The 18,072-nt window shown below is 52.5% G+C and carries 19 protein-coding genes; 7 read left to right on the top strand and 12 right to left on the bottom strand.

Annotated features, from left to right (window positions below; genetic code table 11):
- Positions 1 to 21: 21 nt before the first annotated feature.
- The 6 genes from ACYVHX_RS08145 to lysS all read right to left on the bottom strand — a co-directional run bounded on the left by ACYVHX_RS08145 (position 22) and on the right by lysS (position 5,429).
- Entirely contained in the window at positions 22 to 750 is a 729-nt protein-coding gene (locus ACYVHX_RS08145; RefSeq protein WP_460671138.1) for a hypothetical protein, read from the bottom strand.
- The gene (locus ACYVHX_RS08140) at positions 750 to 1,280 is read right to left on the bottom strand and encodes a hypothetical protein (protein ID WP_460671137.1); all 531 of its coding nucleotides are present in this window, start codon (positions 1,278 to 1,280) and stop codon (positions 750 to 752) included. Before ACYVHX_RS08140 ends, ACYVHX_RS08145 begins: the two co-directional genes overlap by 1 nt.
- 31 nt (positions 1,281 to 1,311) lie before the next feature.
- A complete protein-coding gene (locus ACYVHX_RS08135) occupies positions 1,312 to 1,947 on the bottom strand; it encodes a response regulator transcription factor (RefSeq protein ID WP_460671136.1) in 636 nt (211 codons plus the stop codon).
- Positions 1,948 to 2,023: 76 nt separating this feature from the next.
- On the bottom strand, positions 2,024 to 2,563 hold the full coding sequence (locus tag ACYVHX_RS08130; RefSeq protein WP_460671345.1) for a sensor histidine kinase: 540 nt from the start codon (positions 2,561 to 2,563) through the stop codon (positions 2,024 to 2,026).
- Between the two features lie 666 nt (positions 2,564 to 3,229).
- On the bottom strand, positions 3,230 to 3,691 hold the full coding sequence (locus tag ACYVHX_RS08125) for a 3-oxoacyl-ACP synthase (RefSeq protein WP_460671135.1): 462 nt from the start codon (positions 3,689 to 3,691) through the stop codon (positions 3,230 to 3,232).
- Positions 3,692 to 3,698: 7 nt separating this feature from the next.
- Complete coding sequence (gene lysS, locus ACYVHX_RS08120; RefSeq protein WP_460671134.1) at positions 3,699 to 5,429, bottom strand: lysine--tRNA ligase; 1,731 nt, start codon at positions 5,427 to 5,429, stop codon at positions 3,699 to 3,701.
- Between the two features lie 192 nt (positions 5,430 to 5,621).
- On the opposite strand from lysS, the gene ACYVHX_RS08115 reads away from it, so the two are divergent.
- Positions 5,622 to 6,473, top strand: coding sequence for an SPFH domain-containing protein (locus ACYVHX_RS08115; protein ID WP_460671133.1), 852 nt, complete (start codon positions 5,622 to 5,624; stop codon positions 6,471 to 6,473).
- A gap of 83 nt (positions 6,474 to 6,556) precedes the next feature.
- The gene (locus tag ACYVHX_RS08110; RefSeq protein WP_460671132.1) at positions 6,557 to 6,730 is read left to right on the top strand and encodes a type II toxin-antitoxin system antitoxin; all 174 of its coding nucleotides are present in this window, start codon (positions 6,557 to 6,559) and stop codon (positions 6,728 to 6,730) included.
- Positions 6,731 to 6,783: 53 nt separating this feature from the next.
- Here the strand turns inward: ACYVHX_RS08110 and ACYVHX_RS08105 are convergent, their stop codons facing one another.
- The gene (locus tag ACYVHX_RS08105; protein WP_460671131.1) at positions 6,784 to 7,620 is read right to left on the bottom strand and encodes a type III pantothenate kinase; all 837 of its coding nucleotides are present in this window, start codon (positions 7,618 to 7,620) and stop codon (positions 6,784 to 6,786) included.
- Positions 7,621 to 7,800: 180 nt separating this feature from the next.
- On the opposite strand from ACYVHX_RS08105, the gene ACYVHX_RS08100 reads away from it, so the two are divergent.
- The 5 genes from ACYVHX_RS08100 (at position 7,801) to ACYVHX_RS08080 (ending at position 11,082) form a co-directional block, all read left to right on the top strand.
- Entirely contained in the window at positions 7,801 to 9,042 is a 1,242-nt protein-coding gene (locus tag ACYVHX_RS08100; protein ID WP_460671130.1) for a serine hydrolase domain-containing protein, read from the top strand.
- Positions 9,039 to 9,185, top strand: coding sequence for a hypothetical protein (locus ACYVHX_RS08095; RefSeq protein ID WP_460671129.1), 147 nt, complete (start codon positions 9,039 to 9,041; stop codon positions 9,183 to 9,185). The genes ACYVHX_RS08100 and ACYVHX_RS08095 overlap by 4 nt, the downstream gene beginning before the upstream one ends.
- A 19-nt stretch (positions 9,186 to 9,204) precedes the next feature.
- Entirely contained in the window at positions 9,205 to 9,681 is a 477-nt protein-coding gene (locus ACYVHX_RS08090) for a Panacea domain-containing protein (RefSeq protein ID WP_460671128.1), read from the top strand.
- Entirely contained in the window at positions 9,668 to 10,030 is a 363-nt protein-coding gene (locus ACYVHX_RS08085; protein ID WP_460671127.1) for a hypothetical protein, read from the top strand. The genes ACYVHX_RS08090 and ACYVHX_RS08085 overlap by 14 nt, the downstream gene beginning before the upstream one ends.
- 80 nt (positions 10,031 to 10,110) lie before the next feature.
- On the top strand, positions 10,111 to 11,082 hold the full coding sequence (locus tag ACYVHX_RS08080) for a DUF4886 domain-containing protein (protein WP_460671126.1): 972 nt from the start codon (positions 10,111 to 10,113) through the stop codon (positions 11,080 to 11,082).
- A gap of 18 nt (positions 11,083 to 11,100) precedes the next feature.
- Here the strand turns inward: ACYVHX_RS08080 and ACYVHX_RS08075 are convergent, their stop codons facing one another.
- The 5 genes from ACYVHX_RS08075 to ACYVHX_RS08055 form a co-directional block, all read right to left on the bottom strand.
- Positions 11,101 to 11,661, bottom strand: a complete 561-nt coding sequence (locus ACYVHX_RS08075; RefSeq protein ID WP_460671125.1) for a cupin domain-containing protein — start codon at positions 11,659 to 11,661, stop codon at positions 11,101 to 11,103.
- A gap of 295 nt (positions 11,662 to 11,956) precedes the next feature.
- Positions 11,957 to 15,019, bottom strand: coding sequence for a CotH kinase family protein (locus tag ACYVHX_RS08070; RefSeq protein ID WP_460671124.1), 3,063 nt, complete (start codon positions 15,017 to 15,019; stop codon positions 11,957 to 11,959).
- A 919-nt stretch (positions 15,020 to 15,938) separates the two neighbouring features.
- Positions 15,939 to 16,784: a DUF2382 domain-containing protein gene (locus ACYVHX_RS08065; protein WP_460671123.1), complete on the bottom strand. Its 846-nt coding sequence runs from the start codon at positions 16,782 to 16,784 to the stop codon at positions 15,939 to 15,941.
- A 51-nt stretch (positions 16,785 to 16,835) separates the two neighbouring features.
- Positions 16,836 to 17,255 (bottom strand): YsnF/AvaK domain-containing protein, encoded by a 420-nt coding sequence (locus ACYVHX_RS08060; RefSeq protein ID WP_460671122.1) that lies wholly within the window; start codon positions 17,253 to 17,255, stop codon positions 16,836 to 16,838.
- A gap of 366 nt (positions 17,256 to 17,621) precedes the next feature.
- The gene (locus ACYVHX_RS08055) at positions 17,622 to 17,870 is read right to left on the bottom strand and encodes a hypothetical protein (RefSeq protein ID WP_460671121.1); all 249 of its coding nucleotides are present in this window, start codon (positions 17,868 to 17,870) and stop codon (positions 17,622 to 17,624) included.
- Positions 17,871 to 18,072 lie beyond the last annotated feature (202 nt).

The raw sequence follows: 18,072 nt of genomic DNA, 5'->3' as shown, positions 1-18,072 counted from the left end.
TGGCAGGTATTTGCCGGTACTTTATAAATACCGTAATGTTTTGGCCTGCCAGAAACCGTATGCAAACAGAACCTGTGAGACGATCTCCAGGCAGTTTCTGGCCAAAGACATTTTTACAAAAAGCAGAAAATCGGTCTGGTATATTTTTTCGTTGAACAGAAAGAAAAGCAGGGTAAACAGATTTGCCAGGATGAGTCCGGTGCTGAACCAGACATACGGGATTTTGACGAGTGACACTTTATGCTGCTGCTGGATGAGAAACCAGAGCTGAAGCATAGGCAGAAGGGTGGTATAGAGGCCGCTCAGGGTCGGTGTCAGCACGGCGGGCTGGTTATAACCCGAAATCCAGACGTAATCGATCAGCGCCAGCAACGCCAGCAACACTGAGATTCGGAAGGTCCATTGACCGATCCCAACGGGCACCAGGATGAGGCCGTAAAACCAGCCCAGAAAAAGGAAGTTTTTCAGATAAGCCAGAATTTGTAGGAAGTAAGTATTGTCAATCTGCCACCGGATCAGGTAGGGCTCCCAGAATGAATAGTACGTGTTTACGTCCGTAGACCAGATAAAGAGCTGTTCGATGATATTGACGCTGATCGTGGCCACAAGGTAGCCGAAAAACACCCGTCCCGGTTTGTTGAGATACCGGTACCGGACGAGCGCCACCAGCGCGGGCAGCAGCATCATCACGATTGTGAATTGCCCAAACTGAGTCAGCAGGTCGTTGTACTGACTTTCTTCGGGCGTCATTACGAGCGTCCTTTCGGAATTTTAACGCCACACGAAACCGTTCCCCGCTGAGCTTCCTCCGCATTTTTGAAATAGAACACGACCAGAAAAACGTTTCCCTGTTTTTTACACAACGTGTAGTTCCACACAATGGCGGCTTCTTCTTCCGGCTGCAAACTCAATAAGTCGTCGATGGGATACCAGAATTTAAAAATGGTGTCCTCGCCCGCTAGCTGTACCGATTGCTGAATGTCCGTGTAGGCAATGCCATCCAGCACCCGGTTTCCCATCACAATGACATTTTCGGCCAGGGCAGGAACCGCCTTCTGAATAAACTGATGGTTCAGTTTTACCTTTTTGGGCTTTAAAATATCTTCCACGACAAATTCGATGTAAGTAAGACCCGCTTCCTGCGCAGCGACGAATTCTTCCGGTTCGATGTTTATGTACTGGTTTTCCAGATTCCAGTATTGTAAACTAGCCGTGTTCACCGGAAAGTCGGTGAAGTGCCCGGCTTCGGTCTCGTTGATAATAATTGTCTTTGCTTCCATTGTCGTAGATAGGGTTTAGGGTGCTGGAAATTCAAACTAGTTTCTCCGCGATGGCTTTCACAATGGCTTCGGGGGCGGAGTTGACGTGGAGTTTTTCGTAGATATGCTTTACGTGCCAGTGTACGGTATGGTAGCTCAGGCAACAGGCATCGGCAATCATTTTGTAGCTCATGCCTTTTACCAGGCAGCCCAGTACCTGGCGCTCCCGGTCGGTCAGTTCTACGTAGGTAGGCTGCGCCTGCACAAACTGGTGCTGAAACATCGTCAGAACCTTGGCGGCCACGGTTGGCGACATATGCGCTCCGCCGTTTGCCACGTCGATTATGGCTTGCAGAATAACGTCCGGGTCCGGGCTTTTCAGAACGTAGCCCGAGGCTCCCCCGCAAATGGCCGAAAAAACCTTGTGATCATCTTCAAAGACGGTTTGAATCAGCACCTTGGTGTCCGGATAAGCGGCTTTGATTTTCTGCATGGCTTCGATCCCCGAAATCCCGGGCATCTGAATATCCATGAGAACGACATTCGGCCGGTGTTTGCGAACCTTAGCCAACGCGTCGTTGGCATCGCCGTACGAACCGGCCAGGAACACCCGCTCCGAACTGGCGAGAAAAAGGCTGAGATTTTGCCGAAAGCTTTTATTGTCTTCAAAAAGAACGACACGGATCATAATCGTTAGCGATTCTGTGGGTACCCCTAAAGATCAACGTCTTTACGGTATAGATACCCCACCAATTCTGGCGGTTTTACAGCTCGGGCACGACCAGTAAAAGGCGGGTCCCGTTGCCGGATGACGAATCAATAATCAGATCAATAAAACTATCGGCTGCCCGGCTGCGGAAGTTTTTCAGGCCGTTGCCGTCGGTCGGTTGGTCAGGATCAAAGCCTACACCGTTGTCTTCAATGCGTAAATGAAGCCCCCGGGCCGAGCGCGTAATCTGTACGCAGGCTTCGGTAGCCGCAGAATGCTTAGCGATATTATGAATTGCTTCCTTAAAAATCAAATAGAGATTCCGTCGTTGTTCGATGCTGATCCTCAGTGCCTTGTTTAAGGAGCCATGGTTTTCAAACTGCAAGGCGATGTTCTGGACCGTCAGGAGTTGAAAAGCCAGTGAGCGCATTTTCTCGAATAATTTTTCGGGTGAATCATTGTCAGGATTGATGGTCCAAACCGTATCGCGGATCGAATGAATGGTTTCTTCCGAATCGGCTTTGATCGTAGCCAGCAGCGATTGCACGTCCGGCTGGGTGCTCCCCACTTTACGCTGCACCATGTTGGTGGCCATTGCAATACTGCTGAGGGTAGCGCCTACCTCATCGTGCAAATCGGCGGCAATCCGGTAGCGAAGCGATTGCACCTTTAGTTTCTGCCGGAAATTATAGAGGATAAAAAAATACATCAGTGCGCCCAGCAATACCAGCACATACACCAGTACGGACGGAATAAACCACCATTCTTCCGTTAGTTCCCGTTCAATGGAAACCGGAACGCGAACAAAGGCCGTAACCCGCTGATCGACAACGTGCCGCACGGTCAGCACGTATTCTTTGCCAGCGAGGTTCGTGTACCGCGCCACGGGGTAGGGACTCCTGATCCAGTGCCGGTCAAAACCTTCCAGTTTATAGTGGTAACTGCCCGGGCGGTTTGGCACACTGGAAAACGTAAACGTTATATCGTTGGCTAACGCTGCCAGCCGAATGGCCTGATTGGCCCGGTAAGGAAATACGGCTCCATTGACCGTAACACGCTGCACATAGACCTGCGCGGGCGGCCGGGAAGGGATAACGTGCAGAAAAAGCAGCAGACCCAAATGAAGGTATTGTGTTGGCATCGGCAACGCATAATACCGTACGTAGCAATCAGTAAGTAAGGTAAGAGTAAAAAAGGAGATTATAAAGGGGCAAACCGGCTTACCGCAGCATGACAAATGATCACTGCCGCCATAAACACGTTAGCAGATCGTAATGATCCGTAGCGTTTTCCCGTTAAAAACCACTTCGTCGTCGGTTTTGGCGTGGTTCAGCCGGGCGCCGATGGGTGAGGCTGCCGAAACCGCAAAATAGTCGGTTTGGTCAAGGGTAATTTTCCCGGCGCTGATGGCGATGAAAAAATTACCCTGACTCGTGATCACCAGGCTCCCCGGCTGGCCGCTCGTATACACTTTACTGGCGTCAATCCGGGCCAGCTCCTGCTCCAGTTTGCGGGCTTCGGCTAGTTGCTGGGCGTGCCGGTCGCGTTCGATCTGGGCCATGGCCCGCCCGGTTTCGTATTTGTCGCCCGCGCTGCTTTTGGATTCTTCGTTGGCAGCCGCCTGAGCCGCTTCCATGGCGGTTTTGGCCGTTTCGATGCGTTGGGTAACGTACTGCTGGCAGCGCTCAAGAAGCACCTGCTTGGTTGTCGCGTAATCCACCATGGCGGTTTTACTGGCCCGTCCAGTTTTTCACCTGATCCAGCGTTGGCATCGGCACGTCCAGTTTTAACTTCTTCCGCATGCCGCCCAGGTCGTTGAAAATTTTGTTGGCGTTGGCACCGCTGAGCTGGTTGACATGCTGATAGCCCATTTTTTGCAGCGCCGGAACCCAGGCCGCCGGAATGCCCAGTTGCTCGAAATCCGCGTCGGTCGAAAGCTCCAGTTTTTTTTCGGGCCGCATCTGCGGGAAAAACAACACATCCTGAATCGACGGCTGGTTGGTCATGATCATCGCCAGCCGGTCGATGCCCAGGCCAACCCCCGCCGTGGGCGGCATGCCGTATTCGAGCGCCCGCAGAAAATCCTCGTCCATGGCCATCGCTTCTTCGTCACCGCGTTTGGCCAGCTCCAGCTGTTCTTCAAACCGGGCGCGCTGGTCGAGCGGATCGTTTAGCTCCGAATAGGCGTTGGCAATTTCCTTGCCGTTGCAAATGGCCTCAAACCGTTCGACCAGACCCGGTTTGCTGCGGTGTTTTTTGGTCAACGGCGACATTTCCACCGGATAGTCCGTAATGAACGTCGGCTGAATCAGGTTGCCTTCCACGGCTTCGCCAAACAGTTCGTCGATGAGCTTCGATTTGCCCATCGTGCTGTCGGTTTTGATGCCCCGGTTTTCGGCTACGGCCCGCAGTTCGTCTTCGCCCATCGCCGACACATCCACGCCGGTGTATTCCTGAATGGCTTCAAACATCGTGAACCGCTTCCAGGGGCGCTGGAAATTGATGAGTTTATCGCCCACGGGCAACTCGGTTTTTCCGTGCAGATCCAGCGCAATCTTCTCAACCATTTCCTCGATCAGATCCATCATCCAGTTGTAGTCCTTATAAGCCACGTACAACTCGACCTGCGTAAATTCCGGATTATGAAACCGGCTCATGCCTTCGTTGCGGAAATCCTTCGCAAACTCAAACACACCGTCGTAGCCGCCCACGATCAGGCGTTTCAGGTACAGCTCGTTGGCAATCCGCAGGTACAGCGTCATGTCGAGCGTATTGTGGTGGGTGCGGAACGGCCGGGCAGCCGCGCCCCCGTGAATCGGTTGCAGAATCGGCGTTTCCACTTCCAGATAACCGTGATTGCTCAGAAACGTCCGGATGGAATTGACCAGCTGCGTCCGCTGAACGAAAGCCGTCCGGACTTCCGGGTTCACAATCAGATCGACATAGCGCTGGCGGTAGCGCTGCTCCGGGTCCGAAAAGGCGTCGTAGGTTTGTTTGTTGCCTTGCTCATCCACCACTTCTTTAACCACCGGCAGCGGCCGCAGCGATTTGGTCAGCAGCCTGAACTCCGTAACGTGGATGGAGATTTCGCCGGTCTGGGTTGTAAACACGTAGCCTTTCACCCCGATGATGTCACCGATGTCGAGCAGTTTCTTGAAAACCGTATTGTAAAGCGTTTTGTCTTCGTCGGGGCAAAGGTCGTCGCGCCGGAAATACAGCTGAATCCGGCCGCTGGCGTCCTGCAATTCGGCGAAGGAAGCCGAGCCCATGATGCGGAAACTCATCAGCCGGCCCGCAATGGAAATGTTTTTATAGTCGGTTTTGCTGCGTTCGTAATTTTTATGAATGTCGGCCGCCGTGACGTTGACCTCGAATAAATCGGCGGGGTAGGGGTCGATGCCCATCCGCATGAGTTCTTCGCGCTTGTTGCGCCGGTTAATCTCCTGTTCGCTCAGTATCATCTTGAAGTAGAAAAGATTTGCAAATATAGGGGATCGGAACACGGATTTAACAGGTTGAACGGATTCGAACGGATTACTTTGTCCGGGCCAGGAACCTGGTAGCAACAATTTTTTGCCGACTATCCGAAAACCGCTGGCGTCGAATTAAAATAATTGCTACTATTGTGATATCATAATACTATCAAAAAAGCCATGGCAGAAAAGACCCTTACCTCCACTTCCGGTTACATTCTATTGCTGATCGGCGTTCTTCTACTTGGCCTTTCGGGCTTCGGGTTTGTGTCCGGTTCCATTGCGCTCGGAATCATTTCCTTTCTCGTTTCCATCACCCTCATGGGCGGTCTTATTGTGATTAATCCCAAAGAAGGCGTGGTAACCACTTTTTTTGGTGATTATACCGGGACGATGCGGCAAACCGGTCTGCGGTGGGCGAATCCGTTTTATAACCGCCGGAAAATCAGCCTTCGCGCCCGCAACCTGAACGGCCAAACCCTCAAGGTGAACGATAAAATGGGAAATCCGATCGAAATTGCGGCCGTTGTCGTCTGGCAGGTGGCCGATACCGCCAAGGCGCTGTTCGAAGTCGATGATTATACCCTCTTCGTGCAGATTCAGTCGGAAGCGGCCGTGCGGCACTTGGCCAGCACCTGCGCCTACGACAGCCTGGAAGACGAGGACGCGACGGTGACGCTCCGCGACAGCACCGGCAAGATCAACCATTTGCTGGAGCAGGAACTGAACGAGCGGCTGGAACGCGCCGGTGTTGATGTGCTCGAAGCCCGGATCAGCCACCTGGCCTACGCGCCCGAAATTGCCGGAGCGATGCTGCAACGTCAGCAGGCAACGGCGGTGGTGTCGGCCCGGAAACAAATTGTAGAAGGTGCGGTGGGCATGGTCGAAATGGCGCTGGCCCGACTCGCCGAGAAAGACGTGGTGGCCCTGGATGAAGAACGCAAAGCAGCTATGGTCAGCAACCTGTTGGTGGTCCTCTGCGGAGAAAAATCCGTCAACCCCGTCGTCAACGCCGGAACCCTGTATAGTTAGAATTAATAATGAACAAGTAACAATGAATTTGCTCCCGATCGCGCTTCATGGTTACTTGTTCATTATTCATTGGTTATCAACGAATGGCTTCGGAGAAAAAAGCTTTTGTCTTACGGATTAATCCGGAAACGCTGAAGGAACTCGAGCGCTGGGCGCAGGAAGAGTTTCGGAGCGTGAACGGCCAGATGGAGTTTATCCTGAACGAAGCGTTGAAGAAACGAAAGAAAGCTTCCAGTCCGGATAAACATACGGAATAGCCGACCAGTAGACTGCGGTCCGCGTGGGTGGCTCGCAACCTGTCCCGGGCGGACTAAGGTGTTTCGGTGAGGAAAACCCGGGCGCCAATTTCCCGAATTCCTTCCAGAGTAAGGTTAGGGATAATTTCAACAAAGTCAGCGCTTAAAGTTGGAATGGCCGAGGCCATGCCGCCCGTTGCAATGGCAATGCAGTCGCCTTTTAACTCCTCCCGGATGCGGTTGATCAACGAACGCACCAGCCCTTCGTAGCCCAGCACCACACCCGCCTGAATGGCGTGGGCCGTGCTGGTCCCCAGAGCCGATTCGGGCAAAACCAGCGGTACTTCCGGCAGTTGGGCCGTCGTCGAAAACAACGACCGGACGGCGGTTTTCAAACCGGGGGCAATGGCAACGCCGAGCATCTGGCCTTCGCCGGAAACCGTCGTGAAGGTGAGCGCCGTACCGAAATCGACCACCACGCAGTTTTTCTGATACCGGACGTAAGCCGCCAGGGCATTGGCGACCAGATCGGTTCCGATGGCGTAGGGCCGCAGGATCTGCAACGGCAAGGTATGGTAAATGGCCGGACCGACGACAACGGGCTCCTGACCAAAAAGCCGGGCGAGCGTGGCCCGCAAGGTCGGCGTCAGTTCCGGAACTACACTGCTGATCACCACGGCGGTGATGGCATTCAGCGGAATGCTGGCTTCCATCAGCCACAAACGCAGCAACCGTTCGTAGCGATCCCGTTCGGCCGGAACCGCATCCGTGTCGCCCACCTGGCGGTCGGTGATGTGAAAAGCCATCGGTTCGTCGAGCAGCGAGCGCGTCCGCCAGACGTGTCGCCATTGCTGCTGATCATATAAACCAAAAACAGTATCGGAATTGCCTGCGTCAACGGCGAGGAACATAAGGGGTATCGTGTCAGTAGAAAGTGCAAAGATAGCACGAAAGACCGTTTTGAAAATCAACTCACGGGGCAAAATCACACCGGGGGTTGGCCGTTGTCCATCCGACGATTCCTGATTTTTCGTTGAACAATTCGGAGGAACCCGTAATTTAAGGGGCAGGTTTTCAAAACCAACTGACGTATGGTTGTTAATATACCGCATCGGGTCATCCTTCTCGGTTTCGGGATTGTGCTGGCCGGACTGCTCACGAGTTGCCAGAAAGACCCTGCGGACCCTGAACCGGACAAGCCGTTGACCTGGTTCGATTCGTTCGCCCGGGCGCTCGACGATTCGCTGAAAATCAAAAAGATCGGATACGGTTTTGTCATTCTGGAGGGGAGTGAGGTGCGGGCGTCGGGCCGGGGCGGTTTGAAATCGCTGGCGACCGACCCGGAAGGTGAAAAACCGTTTACGCTGGATACAAAAATGCACATTGCCAGTATGAGCAAAACCATCACCACGATGGCGTTTCTGCACCTGGCCGCCGAAAAAGCAATCAAAACGACGGATAGAATAGCGCCGTATCTGCCGCCGGCCTGGGCAAAAGGAGCCAACATCGGCCAGGTGACGTTCCGGGATTTGCTGACCCACCGCAGTGGCATCATCGGCCTCACCAACAGTTGTGCCAACGGAGCCTATTCCGAAAATACGTGGTCGGGCCTCCAGCAACTGATTCAGAAAGGCGTTTCGACCGCCAACCGGGGCAGTTACTGCTACCAGAATGCCAATTTTAGTTTGTTTCGGGTGTTGATTCCGGCGATGCTGGGGTATTTGTTTACGGGCAATGAGTTCACGGACGATCAGCAGACGCAGCGGTTGTACACGGAATACGTTCAGAAAAACGTCTTTGAAAACGTGGGTTTAACCCGGGTGGTAACGACGCAGCCGCCGGGCGATCCGACCTACGCCTATGCCTATCCGAATGCGGGTCAGACGGGCTGGAATCCCGGCGGTTTTACCACTACCGTTGGTGCGTACGGCTGGTATCTGACGCCCGCCGAAGCCGGAAAACTGTTTGCGACGGTTTTGTCAACCGCCGATCAGCGCGTGTTGACAAGCGCCTGGAAAGATACCCTGATCACGAACCGCCTGGGTAATTTTTCCGGTACGGTTTCCGACGGCGCCATGCACTACCACGATGGCTGGTGGAACCTGAAACTGGCGAATTACCAGGGCCTTCGAACCGTCTGGATGAAGTTGCCCAACAACGTCACAGCGGTTTTGTTTGTCAACGCGATCCACGGCGTACGGGGTAATTTTCCGAGCGACGACGGCAACGATATTGTGCAGTATCTGAGCCGGGCCTATATGCTGGGCCGTTCGGCGAAGTCAGGCCGGAAAGCGGTCGGAAAACCGGTGCTCGAACAACCCGACCTCCATTGATTCCACCGCTTAACCGCTGGAAATTAGGCGGCTTCGTTGTATCTTTACCTCTTGATTTTCAGGGCCTGCGCAGCGAGTTGCGCGCCTGGAATTACCGGACTGAGGAGGGCAAGTGCCGCACCAAAAGTCCGGCTGATCAGTAAACAATAGATCGTGAACCGTATGTACCCGGCATTGCTAATTGCCAGACAGTTTATTAATAAGGGCATCGCCGAAGGCCGTCCGCTGACGCCGATGAAGCTGCAAAAGCTCATTTACATGGCGCACGGACTGCATCTGGCCCGGCACGAAAAACCGCTCATTGCCGAGAAAGTCCAGGCCTGGTCGTATGGCCCGGTTATTCCCGATGTGTATTCCCGCTTCAAACGATTTGGAAATAATCCGATAACGACCCCGATTCCGACGGGTGAGTGGGAGGAAGAACTTGATTCGCAGGCGCAGGACTCCATCAATTTTGCCTGGGATATTGCCCGGGATTACAGCGCTATTCAATTGTCCAACTGGACGCACGTCGAAGGGTCGCCCTGGTATCAGTCGGTGAGCCGCAGCGACGGCGGCCTGGTTGAGCAGGAGCCCATCGATAATGATTTGATCAAAGACTATTTCACCGAAATTATCAGACGCGATGTCGGAGAGTGAAGACAGCCAGAAAACGAAAGAGAATTTCCGGAAGCTGATCGAATCGTCGTCGACCAACCCGCTCAACAGCGAACTTTCCCGCAGCGAGTTTGAGAAATATGATCAGGAAGAACGCCGGACCCGGTTGGTCGGTCTGGCGCAGGATATTCAGGAGCGGAAGAAGTTTGCCCAGTGGATTTTCTGGATGGTGGTCTTCTGGCTGGTGGTCATTCTGGGCATTATCATCGCCGAAGGCCTGCACTGGCTGGACATTCCGCAGGCCGTAACCATCGCGCTGATCGGTTCGACGACGGTGAACGTGACGGCTTTTTTCGTGATCGTAACGAAGTATCTGTTTCCGGGAAAATAAGCCTGACCGCACTCCTGTCCAGTAGTATAATAGACAAAAAACCGCCTTTCTCCGAAATCGACTCTTTCAATCGGATTAAAATGGATCTTAAGATCAGCGCTTTTCGGTTTCGCCAGCGGTCCACGGCGATCGTCTGTTTTCTGCTCGTATCGGTTACGCAATTAGCCGGCGCCCATCCCGGTTTTCCCGCGGCAAAAACAAGAGTCCAGGCCGTTCGTCTGTTCATCATTGGCAATAGTTTTTCCGGCAATGCGGCCAAATACCTGCCGGAGTTGAGCAAAGAAGGGGGCCACCAACTGACCATCGGGCGGGCCGAACTGGGCGGTTGTTCGCTGCAACGGCATTGGGAACTGGCCGAAGCGGCCGAGGCTAATCCGGATGATCCGAAAGGGAAGGCCTACAACGGCAAATCACTGAAAATGTTGCTGTCGGACGGCACCTGGGATGTGGTAACGCTCCAGCAATATTCCATGCTCTCCGGCGATGTGGAAACCTACCGGCCCTACGCCCGGAAACTGTATGATTACATCAAAAAGCTGCAACCCAACGCCCGGATCGTGTTTCATCAAACCTGGGCCTACCGTTCGGATGCCGACGGTTTCGGGAAAATTGCGGGTGAAACCCTGGCCCGGAGCGAACAGGAAATGTGGGCGAAATCAAGGGCCGCTTATCGGACCATTGCCCGCGAACTGGGCACGTCGGTTATTCCCACCGGCGATGCGTTCTGGCAGGTGAGTTCGGATCCGCAGTGGGGGTATCAGAAAGACGCCCATTTTGAGGCCCGTAACGCCCAGGCTCCGAAGTTGCCGAACCAGGATCATTCCCTGCACGTCGGTTATGCCTGGAATCAGGATAAGCTGGCGTTTGACTCGCACCACGCTAATGACGCCGGTTGCTACCTGGGCGCGCTGGTGTGGTACGGTTTTCTGTTCAATGAATCGCCGGTTAACCTGACCTTTGTGCCCGAAAAAGTCCCCGCAGATTTTGCCGCGCAACTGAGAAAAACCGCCTGGAAAACGGTTCGCGCAGCCGAAAACCGGGTTGAAAAATAGGCACAACCCATTGACTGATTAATCAACTTTCAAGGGTGGGCCCACCACCTGCATTTCGTGGTCGGCAAAGATTTTAGCAATTTCGGCCTGAGTCGGTTCTTTTTCCAACGCGGCCATCGTGACAAAAAACTCTTCCAGTTTGCCGGCCGGTTGAAGAATCACCGTCATCCGCCCTCTTTCGCTGACCTGCGTCCAGGCATGAGGTACTTTTCGAGGCAGGAAAATACTGTCACCCGTTTTGAGCCGGTATTTGTCCTGTCCGACCAGAAAGGCGTATTCCCCTTCCTGAACCTGAAAGATTTCGTCCTGATTGGGGTGTACGTGCAACGGGGTGCCGCGTTTTGGGGACAGGGAAGTCTGCTCAAAAACCGCCAGATCGCCATTCGTATCTTTTCCGGATACTTTCACATCGAGAATGTTGGAATTGACACCCCTTAGTTGAATGTGTCCGTGGTAGCGGCCCTCGCCCGCTTTTATCTGAAAACCTTTCGAATCGCGGGCGGTTTCAACCGGTTTATACGCCGGGGGAGCCAGTGAAGAGGCCGCCAGGCTGGCCTGAATAAACGTTCGGCGTTTCATGCGCAATAGGGGTTAAGAAGCGTGATGGTCGTAGAAAAATTTCGGCGCAGTTGGTTGGAAAGGCGCATTACGCTCAAAATACGAACCACCTTCCAAACAGCCTCGCTATTTTTAGTAAGCGTACGACGGACTTTTAAAAATTAAAGATCTTTGCGGTTTTTTAGCAGATCAAAACCTTGGCCTAGCTACGGACGCACTTTTGATTCGCCTGGTGGACTACTGAAAGAAGGGAAATAAACAAAAAGCCCCTCCGCGCGGAGGGGCTTTTTGTTTTAAGCCTGAAAAGAGTGCTGAATCAGGGTTTCAGGAGTTTAAGCGTTACCGATTGCGACCCGCTCACCGTACGCAGCAGGAGCAGACCGGTGGGCGTTTTTCCGAAAGGAATGCGTTGTTTCTCAATAGCCCCGGGCTGTTCGACCCAGCGCTCACTGAGCAGCCGGCCCTGGCCATCGGTCAGTTGCAAACGCAATGGTTGACCCTGACCGCCCCGCACCTCGATCTCCACCGCATCGCCCGGTAGCGGATTGCCCAGTACCGTCACCTGCAGGCCGGAGCCGACTTCGGCTGATTGGCGCAGCGAGCTGTTGCAGGTCAGGGATTTAGGCGAGCCTTTGAGCAGGTAGGTGCTGCCCTGCACCCGGGCGGCTACCGGCCGCGGTACGCCGTCCTTCAAGGCGTCGGGCACCGTGAAACTGTACGCATGGGCGCCGTTGCCCTTGCCCGCAGCCTTCAGATCGTCCCGGTAAATACTGGCCACGGTACTGCCGAATACCTCGTTCGTTCCATGATGATAAAACTCCACGGTCATCGGGGCGTTGGGTTTGTTGCGATCCCAGACCCAGCCGCGAATGGTGCCACATTCGACTTTGTCCAGGTAGCCCTCAAAATTACCGGTCACGTTGACGGGCGGAACGGGCTGGTCGGTAATCTTCAGTTGAAAAACAACAAAACTGGCGTTTGATCCGTCATTGGCGGTGTAAGTCAGGCTCGTGACCGCCGACGCGGTGGGCGTGCCGGAAATGGTCCGCGTCGTAGCCGCAAAACTGAGACCTTCGGGTAAACCGGCCAGCGTGTAGGTCAACGTGGGCGAGTCAGGATCTGAAAAACCGGGTAAGCTGGCCTTGAAAGGAGTATTGACAACGGCGGCCAAGGGGGCCACGACCGGCACGACTGGGGGCTGGTTCGTGGGTGGCGTTGCGCCCTGGCAGGTTAACTTTTTAGGCGCATCTTTCAGCACGTAGGTACTGCCGAGTACCTGGGCAACCAGAACGTGAGTCTTGTTGTCTTTCAGGGTTTCCGGAATACTGAACGTAAATCCGTGCTTCCCGTTGCCTTTGCCTGAGTTCTTCAAATCCTGGCGGAAATCATCGACGATGATGGTAGAGATGACTTTCGTGTCGTCCAGTATCGTAACGTACAGGGGCGTGTTGGGCTTGTTGCGATCCCAAACCCAGCCGCGAAGCGAATTGCAATCAATTCCTCCCATATACCCTTCAAAATTACCGGGTAAGGCATTGACCGGATAAACCGTAACCTGGATGGATGCCGAAGGAGGGCTTTCGCAGCCCACTTCCTGACGGCACTTTGCCGTGTAAAGGGTGGTTACATTAGGCTTCACGCTGACGGAAAAGCCAACCTGCCCCGTGCTCCAGACCACCGTCTGGCTACAACCACTGGCAGAAAGGACCACCGTTTGCCCTTCCGTAATATCGGACTGATTGCTGCTTATAACCGGAGCCGCCGGAGCCGTGCTGCACAGATTAGTGCCAATCTGGATGGAAGCGCTGTAGGTAAAATTATCGTTCTTGGCGACTATTTTCAGCCGGTAAAAGGCCAGGGGGGATTGATCCTGGTGAATAAAATTGTACTGCTGCCCCTGGCCTTCGCCCGTAGCCTCCTGAGTAGCTACATTGCTGAACGTAATGCCATCGGTACTAAATTCAAGTTCAAACTGCTTTGCATCGGGCTCCTGAAACGTGGCCCATTTGAGATTTTTTCCGTTTTCCAGGGCGGTACCGTTAAAGTAATTTAGCTCAATACCGGGGGAGTCTTCCGGGAAGAGCGAAAAATATTCGTCCAGAAAGCTAAGGCGCTGATCGAGCCAGGTGTTGACAATTGGGAGATCGCCGGTCTTGACCGTTCCCGGCCATTTCATACTTTCCCGGGCATAAGCACCTTCGGTAGTCAGCTGATTGAAATTGCCGGCCAGTTTGGTTTTCAGGTTCTGGGCCGAAAAATCGTTTTTTCGTAAGGCAAACCAGCGTTTACGGGCTTTGCTCTTAAAGCTGGCCGGGTCCAACGCTAACAACCGATCAAATAGCCCCTGGGTAAGAATACTCCGGGTTTCCTCCGACCGTTCGGCAATCGTCGTGTACCCAAACGTGCCGTCCAAATCCCAGGGGATTAGAAAATACGGTTCGTTTTCTTTGTACCGGGCCACAAACTGATTGTTGCCTACATTATCCGTAGCGTTCACCAGATTCAGGAAAATAAAGTAATCGACCAGGTTATCGATTTTCAGCTTCTGGGCAGCATTGGCCTGGAAATCCTGGGCGGACGATTTGACAATAAACCGTATCAGTTCGTATAAATTGTTCCAGTAGGGGTCGGGATAATCCATCTCAAATTCCGCCCAAACTTCCGCGTTGGGATCGCTGGGGAACGGTGGCAAACCGACAAATTTGGTCGCGTCCGACCAGCCGTCGGCTTTGTACAGTTCACCCCTGATCGCCCCGTTATCACTTGTCTTTTTCAATTTGAGCTGTTTCCGATCCATGGGCTCCGTAAACAAGTACACCCCCGCGTAGGCATCATTGATAAAAACGTCGCAGTATTTGGTTCGGATGGCGGAGTTGGCGTCGGGCTCCTGGGCTTGATAATAGAGCTTGTGCATGTTTAACCACAAGGCGTGAGAGGTCGCATTGGCGAGCCGCAACGGTTCATTGTACATTGCCAGCAAATACCACTTGCTATCCGAGCGCATTCCGAGCAGGGAGGTCTCTAGTTCATCATCTCCATTCGGATCCTTCCATAACTCCATGTTGTAGGATTTCTTCGGAAACTTACGCGAGATGTTTCCGCGATTCCGGATACCCATACTGGCGGTAAACGTCGGTTGGTCACCGTTCGCCAGAGTGAATGTGCCCTTCGTCCGGTCATCGGTGTTGCTAATCACCTTGTTCCCCTGCGTTTTAATCTCGATGAGGGGTAGGTTCGTAAAATACAGGGTATAGGTACTATTGCCGTTCTTTACCTTATACGGTTTTCCGACTTCAAATGAGCTGACCGACTGGGTAAAGACGTAGTCTTTGCCAAACCGGAGTGTAGGAAAGGACTCTCCGACCGGAAAAACCGGCAATTGATTACAAACAATCAGCTTTAAAGAATTATCGATTTGGTAGCGCCCGGACTCTACCGTAATTGGTTCGGCAATCGCTAAGGAGAATTGTAAAAAAACAAGAATCAATGCGGTTAAAAGACCCCTGTGCGGCCTGTCATAAATAGAGCTCCAGTTCATGTGGTTAAAGTTTTTCATTGAGTTTTGAATTGACCTGTTCTCAACAAGTCTTGAATACCCTAGCAAATGCTAAGCCATTGGGTAATTTACAGAATAAATGGAAATATTTTTGTTTTATCCAACAATGTAATCAGCTTGCAAAATTCAGAAGGTAGTAACTAGAAAGTAAGAATTAGAAATTTGGCGAGATGAGTAATAAAATTGCCGGACAAGCAGAAATAGACTGGCTGTAAATTCATGATGCTCAGGTGTATTCGTGCTCATAGTTTCCTGAAACCGGAAAAGTGTCTGAATACTGTGACCAAACGATATTTTTAGGAAATCAACTGCTGAAGAATTTAAATATAGTTTGTATGTGGTTAACTGTCAGCTATAAAGATGCAGTGTCTTTTAGAATCGCTCCGCCTGGCATCCCAGATTTGGAGAAGTTGGGCCACAAAAACTAGGCATCACTTATTTTCGTAAGTAAACCGTCCGCCAGCTAAAAAGCTGGGAAGTAAGAAAGAAAAACGGTCGGCATGTTATTTGTGGCCATGCGCTCCCTGCTTATCGCAACAAAACAGGGATGTGAGTAACGAGCGGAATTTCCGGTGACAGATTCAACACAGGGTAAGGGTGATGAACTCAGAAAACGTGAGCCAGGAGGAAAGGAGCAGATTGGAAGAAAAGCAGAACAAGGTTTGTTACCGTCGCAAAATCAGGTTAAAAAAAAGCGGTAACCGATTTTCAGTTACCGCTTTTCATTCCGCTTCAGGCAGTTTTATAAATCAGTGGATCGGTTTTGAAGGTGATCCTCACGTACGTTTTCAACATCCACTTCCGTTTTGCGGACCGAATCCCGAATCGTTTCCTCCCGTTCGTCAATTTCTTTGCTTAGGGAAACTTCTTCGACCACCCGGGCTTCCTTGGTGACCACCGGAACTTCCGCCCGTTCGGTCAATTCGATCTGGCCTTCCTGGAAGTTGGCTAAATCGGCTGCCGTAGCGGGCCGATCTACCGGCTGACGCTCGACGTTTACCCGCTCCTGGCGAAGCCGCAGTGTTTCTTCCACTGGCCGCTCCACAATCCGGCTACGAATCCGGGCGCCCCCCGTCGTTACTTCCCGCTTGCCTACCTGCAGGTTTTCCTCAATGACCGGAATCGACTGGGTGGTATCCGTGGGAATCGTTTCGTTGATCGTTGATTCTGCCTGGGGATAAACCACATCGCCCGCGGTATTGATTCCGGAGCTATAGCCATACTGACTGGCCCGCTCATCAACATTGATCGCACCGGCATCATCCAGAATGTCGGCGGCCCGCTCAGCTTCAGCCGATGATTGGGTATGAACGGTCACCAGCGAGTTGAGCCGCCGGGCTACTTCACTATACCGGTCGGCTTCGTCGTTGCTGCCGAACAAAGAGCCAAAGAAATTACTGATGCTATCCCCGAATCCTTCCGAATCGTCTTTCTGTGGGCGATAACCGTTCCGGTCAACCTCCGTATTTGAGGGGTTGGCCGTAGACAGGTCAATATCGTCATGGGTAAACCCTTCGTTTACCAACTGCTCGACGGCCTTCTGCGCTTCCGTTTCATTGTCGAACAAGCCAATTACTGTTTGTGCCATGATTTTACTGATTTAACGTTGAATAAAAAATATATATAAACTAGGTACTTGCTATGGATGATCCGGTGAAGCAGCCTGCCGCTCGACGGTTACTTCTTCCCGGCGCAGGGTCACCTGCTGGGATTGTTGGGTCATGCGCTGCTGCTTGCTGATTCTGACTTCTTCGACCAGCATCAGGCGTTTTTCTACGACGATGACTTCCTGCAAAACGGGAATAATCATCGTTTCGCCTTCATACCGCACCGCCGGTGGAGGTGTTTCAATGTATTGGTTGATGGGTACCCGCTCCACTTCAAACTCTTCGGTCAGCAGGGGAAGTTCAAAGTTTTTTACTTCTTCCACGACCCGTTTGCTGATGCGTACTGTACCGGTTTCCACCACTCGTTTATCGAACACGGCCCGTTCTTCCACCACTGGAATGGTCTGCCTGGGTTGGGCAGGTTGATTGTCGAAGGAATCTTGCAGGCTCATAGCGACCAGGTAAACAACGAAGTTGATAAGCCACGGTTAGCAAGGATGGTGCCAGCGGTGTTAGCGCCGAGGGGAGCCTAACAGCCAGTGAGTTATAACTTTTTCAAAGAATAATGAACGGGCAAGTCACTCTACAAAAAGGATTGTTTTTTTCTACATTGGGGATGAAATGCACCAAGTTTCCCCGTGCCATTGCCTGAATCAATTATCCCAAAATCAGCACAGCGTAGGTTTTGCACCGGACCTGAATGACGCACGTCTTTCGGTTGATACTTGAAATTTCGAGCTGTAGTACATTTTTCAGACCTGCAAGCCGTGGGCGATTAAAAGACCCAACTTCCTACGTAAAGCGGGCGAAAAACCGGGTTACACTTTCCCCTTATGATCCCAGTGGTCTTTGATGATGGCGCCGGTTGCGTCTTTGAGCAAGCGTCGCGTGAATTGATCTCCCCGGATGATGCCCCGGTCGTTGGCCTTGCCGATGTACATCAAAACCGGGTTTCCTTCCTCATCGGTTTTCAAAGCCACATCGTAGCGGCTGAATTTAAAGGTAATCAACTGCGAGGGAGCGTATTTTTTGTTGAGCTGTTTCATCAGGCTCTCACCAATTTTCATAAGTCGATCAAGTTTAGGAGATCCAAAAACCGGGTTAAAGCAACCGGCAAATAATCGCAAGCTCTACCTGCTCAGTTGAGTGGAATTCAAATCACTACCTGAAAGGGATAAATGGCATCTTCGTACTGGAAGCCTGGATGCCTGCCTTTGGGCGGTGCTCAATCGGAAAACAATGACCGTAACCAACCGGGAGCTACGGTCA

The organism is Larkinella ripae (assembly GCF_054780775.1).
The sequence above is the reverse complement of the archived record's forward strand: the minus strand, read 5'-3'. Positions and strand labels throughout refer to the sequence as shown.

Coding starts and splice junctions, on each gene's coding strand:
- ACYVHX_RS08145 (WP_460671138.1), bottom strand. CDS start 750: ATGACGCCCGAAGAAAGTCAGTACAACGACCTGCTGACTCAGTTTGGG.
- ACYVHX_RS08140 (WP_460671137.1), bottom strand. CDS start 1,280: ATGGAAGCAAAGACAATTATTATCAACGAGACCGAAGCCGGGCACTTC.
- ACYVHX_RS08135 (WP_460671136.1), bottom strand. CDS start 1,947: ATGATCCGTGTCGTTCTTTTTGAAGACAATAAAAGCTTTCGGCAAAAT.
- ACYVHX_RS08130 (WP_460671345.1), bottom strand. CDS start 2,563: ATGGCCACCAACATGGTGCAGCGTAAAGTGGGGAGCACCCAGCCGGAC.
- ACYVHX_RS08125 (WP_460671135.1), bottom strand. CDS start 3,691: ATGGTGGATTACGCGACAACCAAGCAGGTGCTTCTTGAGCGCTGCCAG.
- lysS (WP_460671134.1), bottom strand. CDS start 5,429: ATGATACTGAGCGAACAGGAGATTAACCGGCGCAACAAGCGCGAAGAA.
- ACYVHX_RS08115 (WP_460671133.1), top strand. CDS start 5,622: ATGGCAGAAAAGACCCTTACCTCCACTTCCGGTTACATTCTATTGCTG.
- ACYVHX_RS08110 (WP_460671132.1), top strand. CDS start 6,557: ATGGCTTCGGAGAAAAAAGCTTTTGTCTTACGGATTAATCCGGAAACG.
- ACYVHX_RS08105 (WP_460671131.1), bottom strand. CDS start 7,620: ATGTTCCTCGCCGTTGACGCAGGCAATTCCGATACTGTTTTTGGTTTA.
- ACYVHX_RS08100 (WP_460671130.1), top strand. CDS start 7,801: ATGGTTGTTAATATACCGCATCGGGTCATCCTTCTCGGTTTCGGGATT.
- ACYVHX_RS08090 (WP_460671128.1), top strand. CDS start 9,205: ATGTACCCGGCATTGCTAATTGCCAGACAGTTTATTAATAAGGGCATC.
- ACYVHX_RS08085 (WP_460671127.1), top strand. CDS start 9,668: ATGTCGGAGAGTGAAGACAGCCAGAAAACGAAAGAGAATTTCCGGAAG.
- ACYVHX_RS08080 (WP_460671126.1), top strand. CDS start 10,111: ATGGATCTTAAGATCAGCGCTTTTCGGTTTCGCCAGCGGTCCACGGCG.
- ACYVHX_RS08075 (WP_460671125.1), bottom strand. CDS start 11,661: ATGAAACGCCGAACGTTTATTCAGGCCAGCCTGGCGGCCTCTTCACTG.
- ACYVHX_RS08065 (WP_460671123.1), bottom strand. CDS start 16,784: ATGGCACAAACAGTAATTGGCTTGTTCGACAATGAAACGGAAGCGCAG.
- ACYVHX_RS08060 (WP_460671122.1), bottom strand. CDS start 17,255: ATGAGCCTGCAAGATTCCTTCGACAATCAACCTGCCCAACCCAGGCAG.
- ACYVHX_RS08055 (WP_460671121.1), bottom strand. CDS start 17,870: ATGAAAATTGGTGAGAGCCTGATGAAACAGCTCAACAAAAAATACGCT.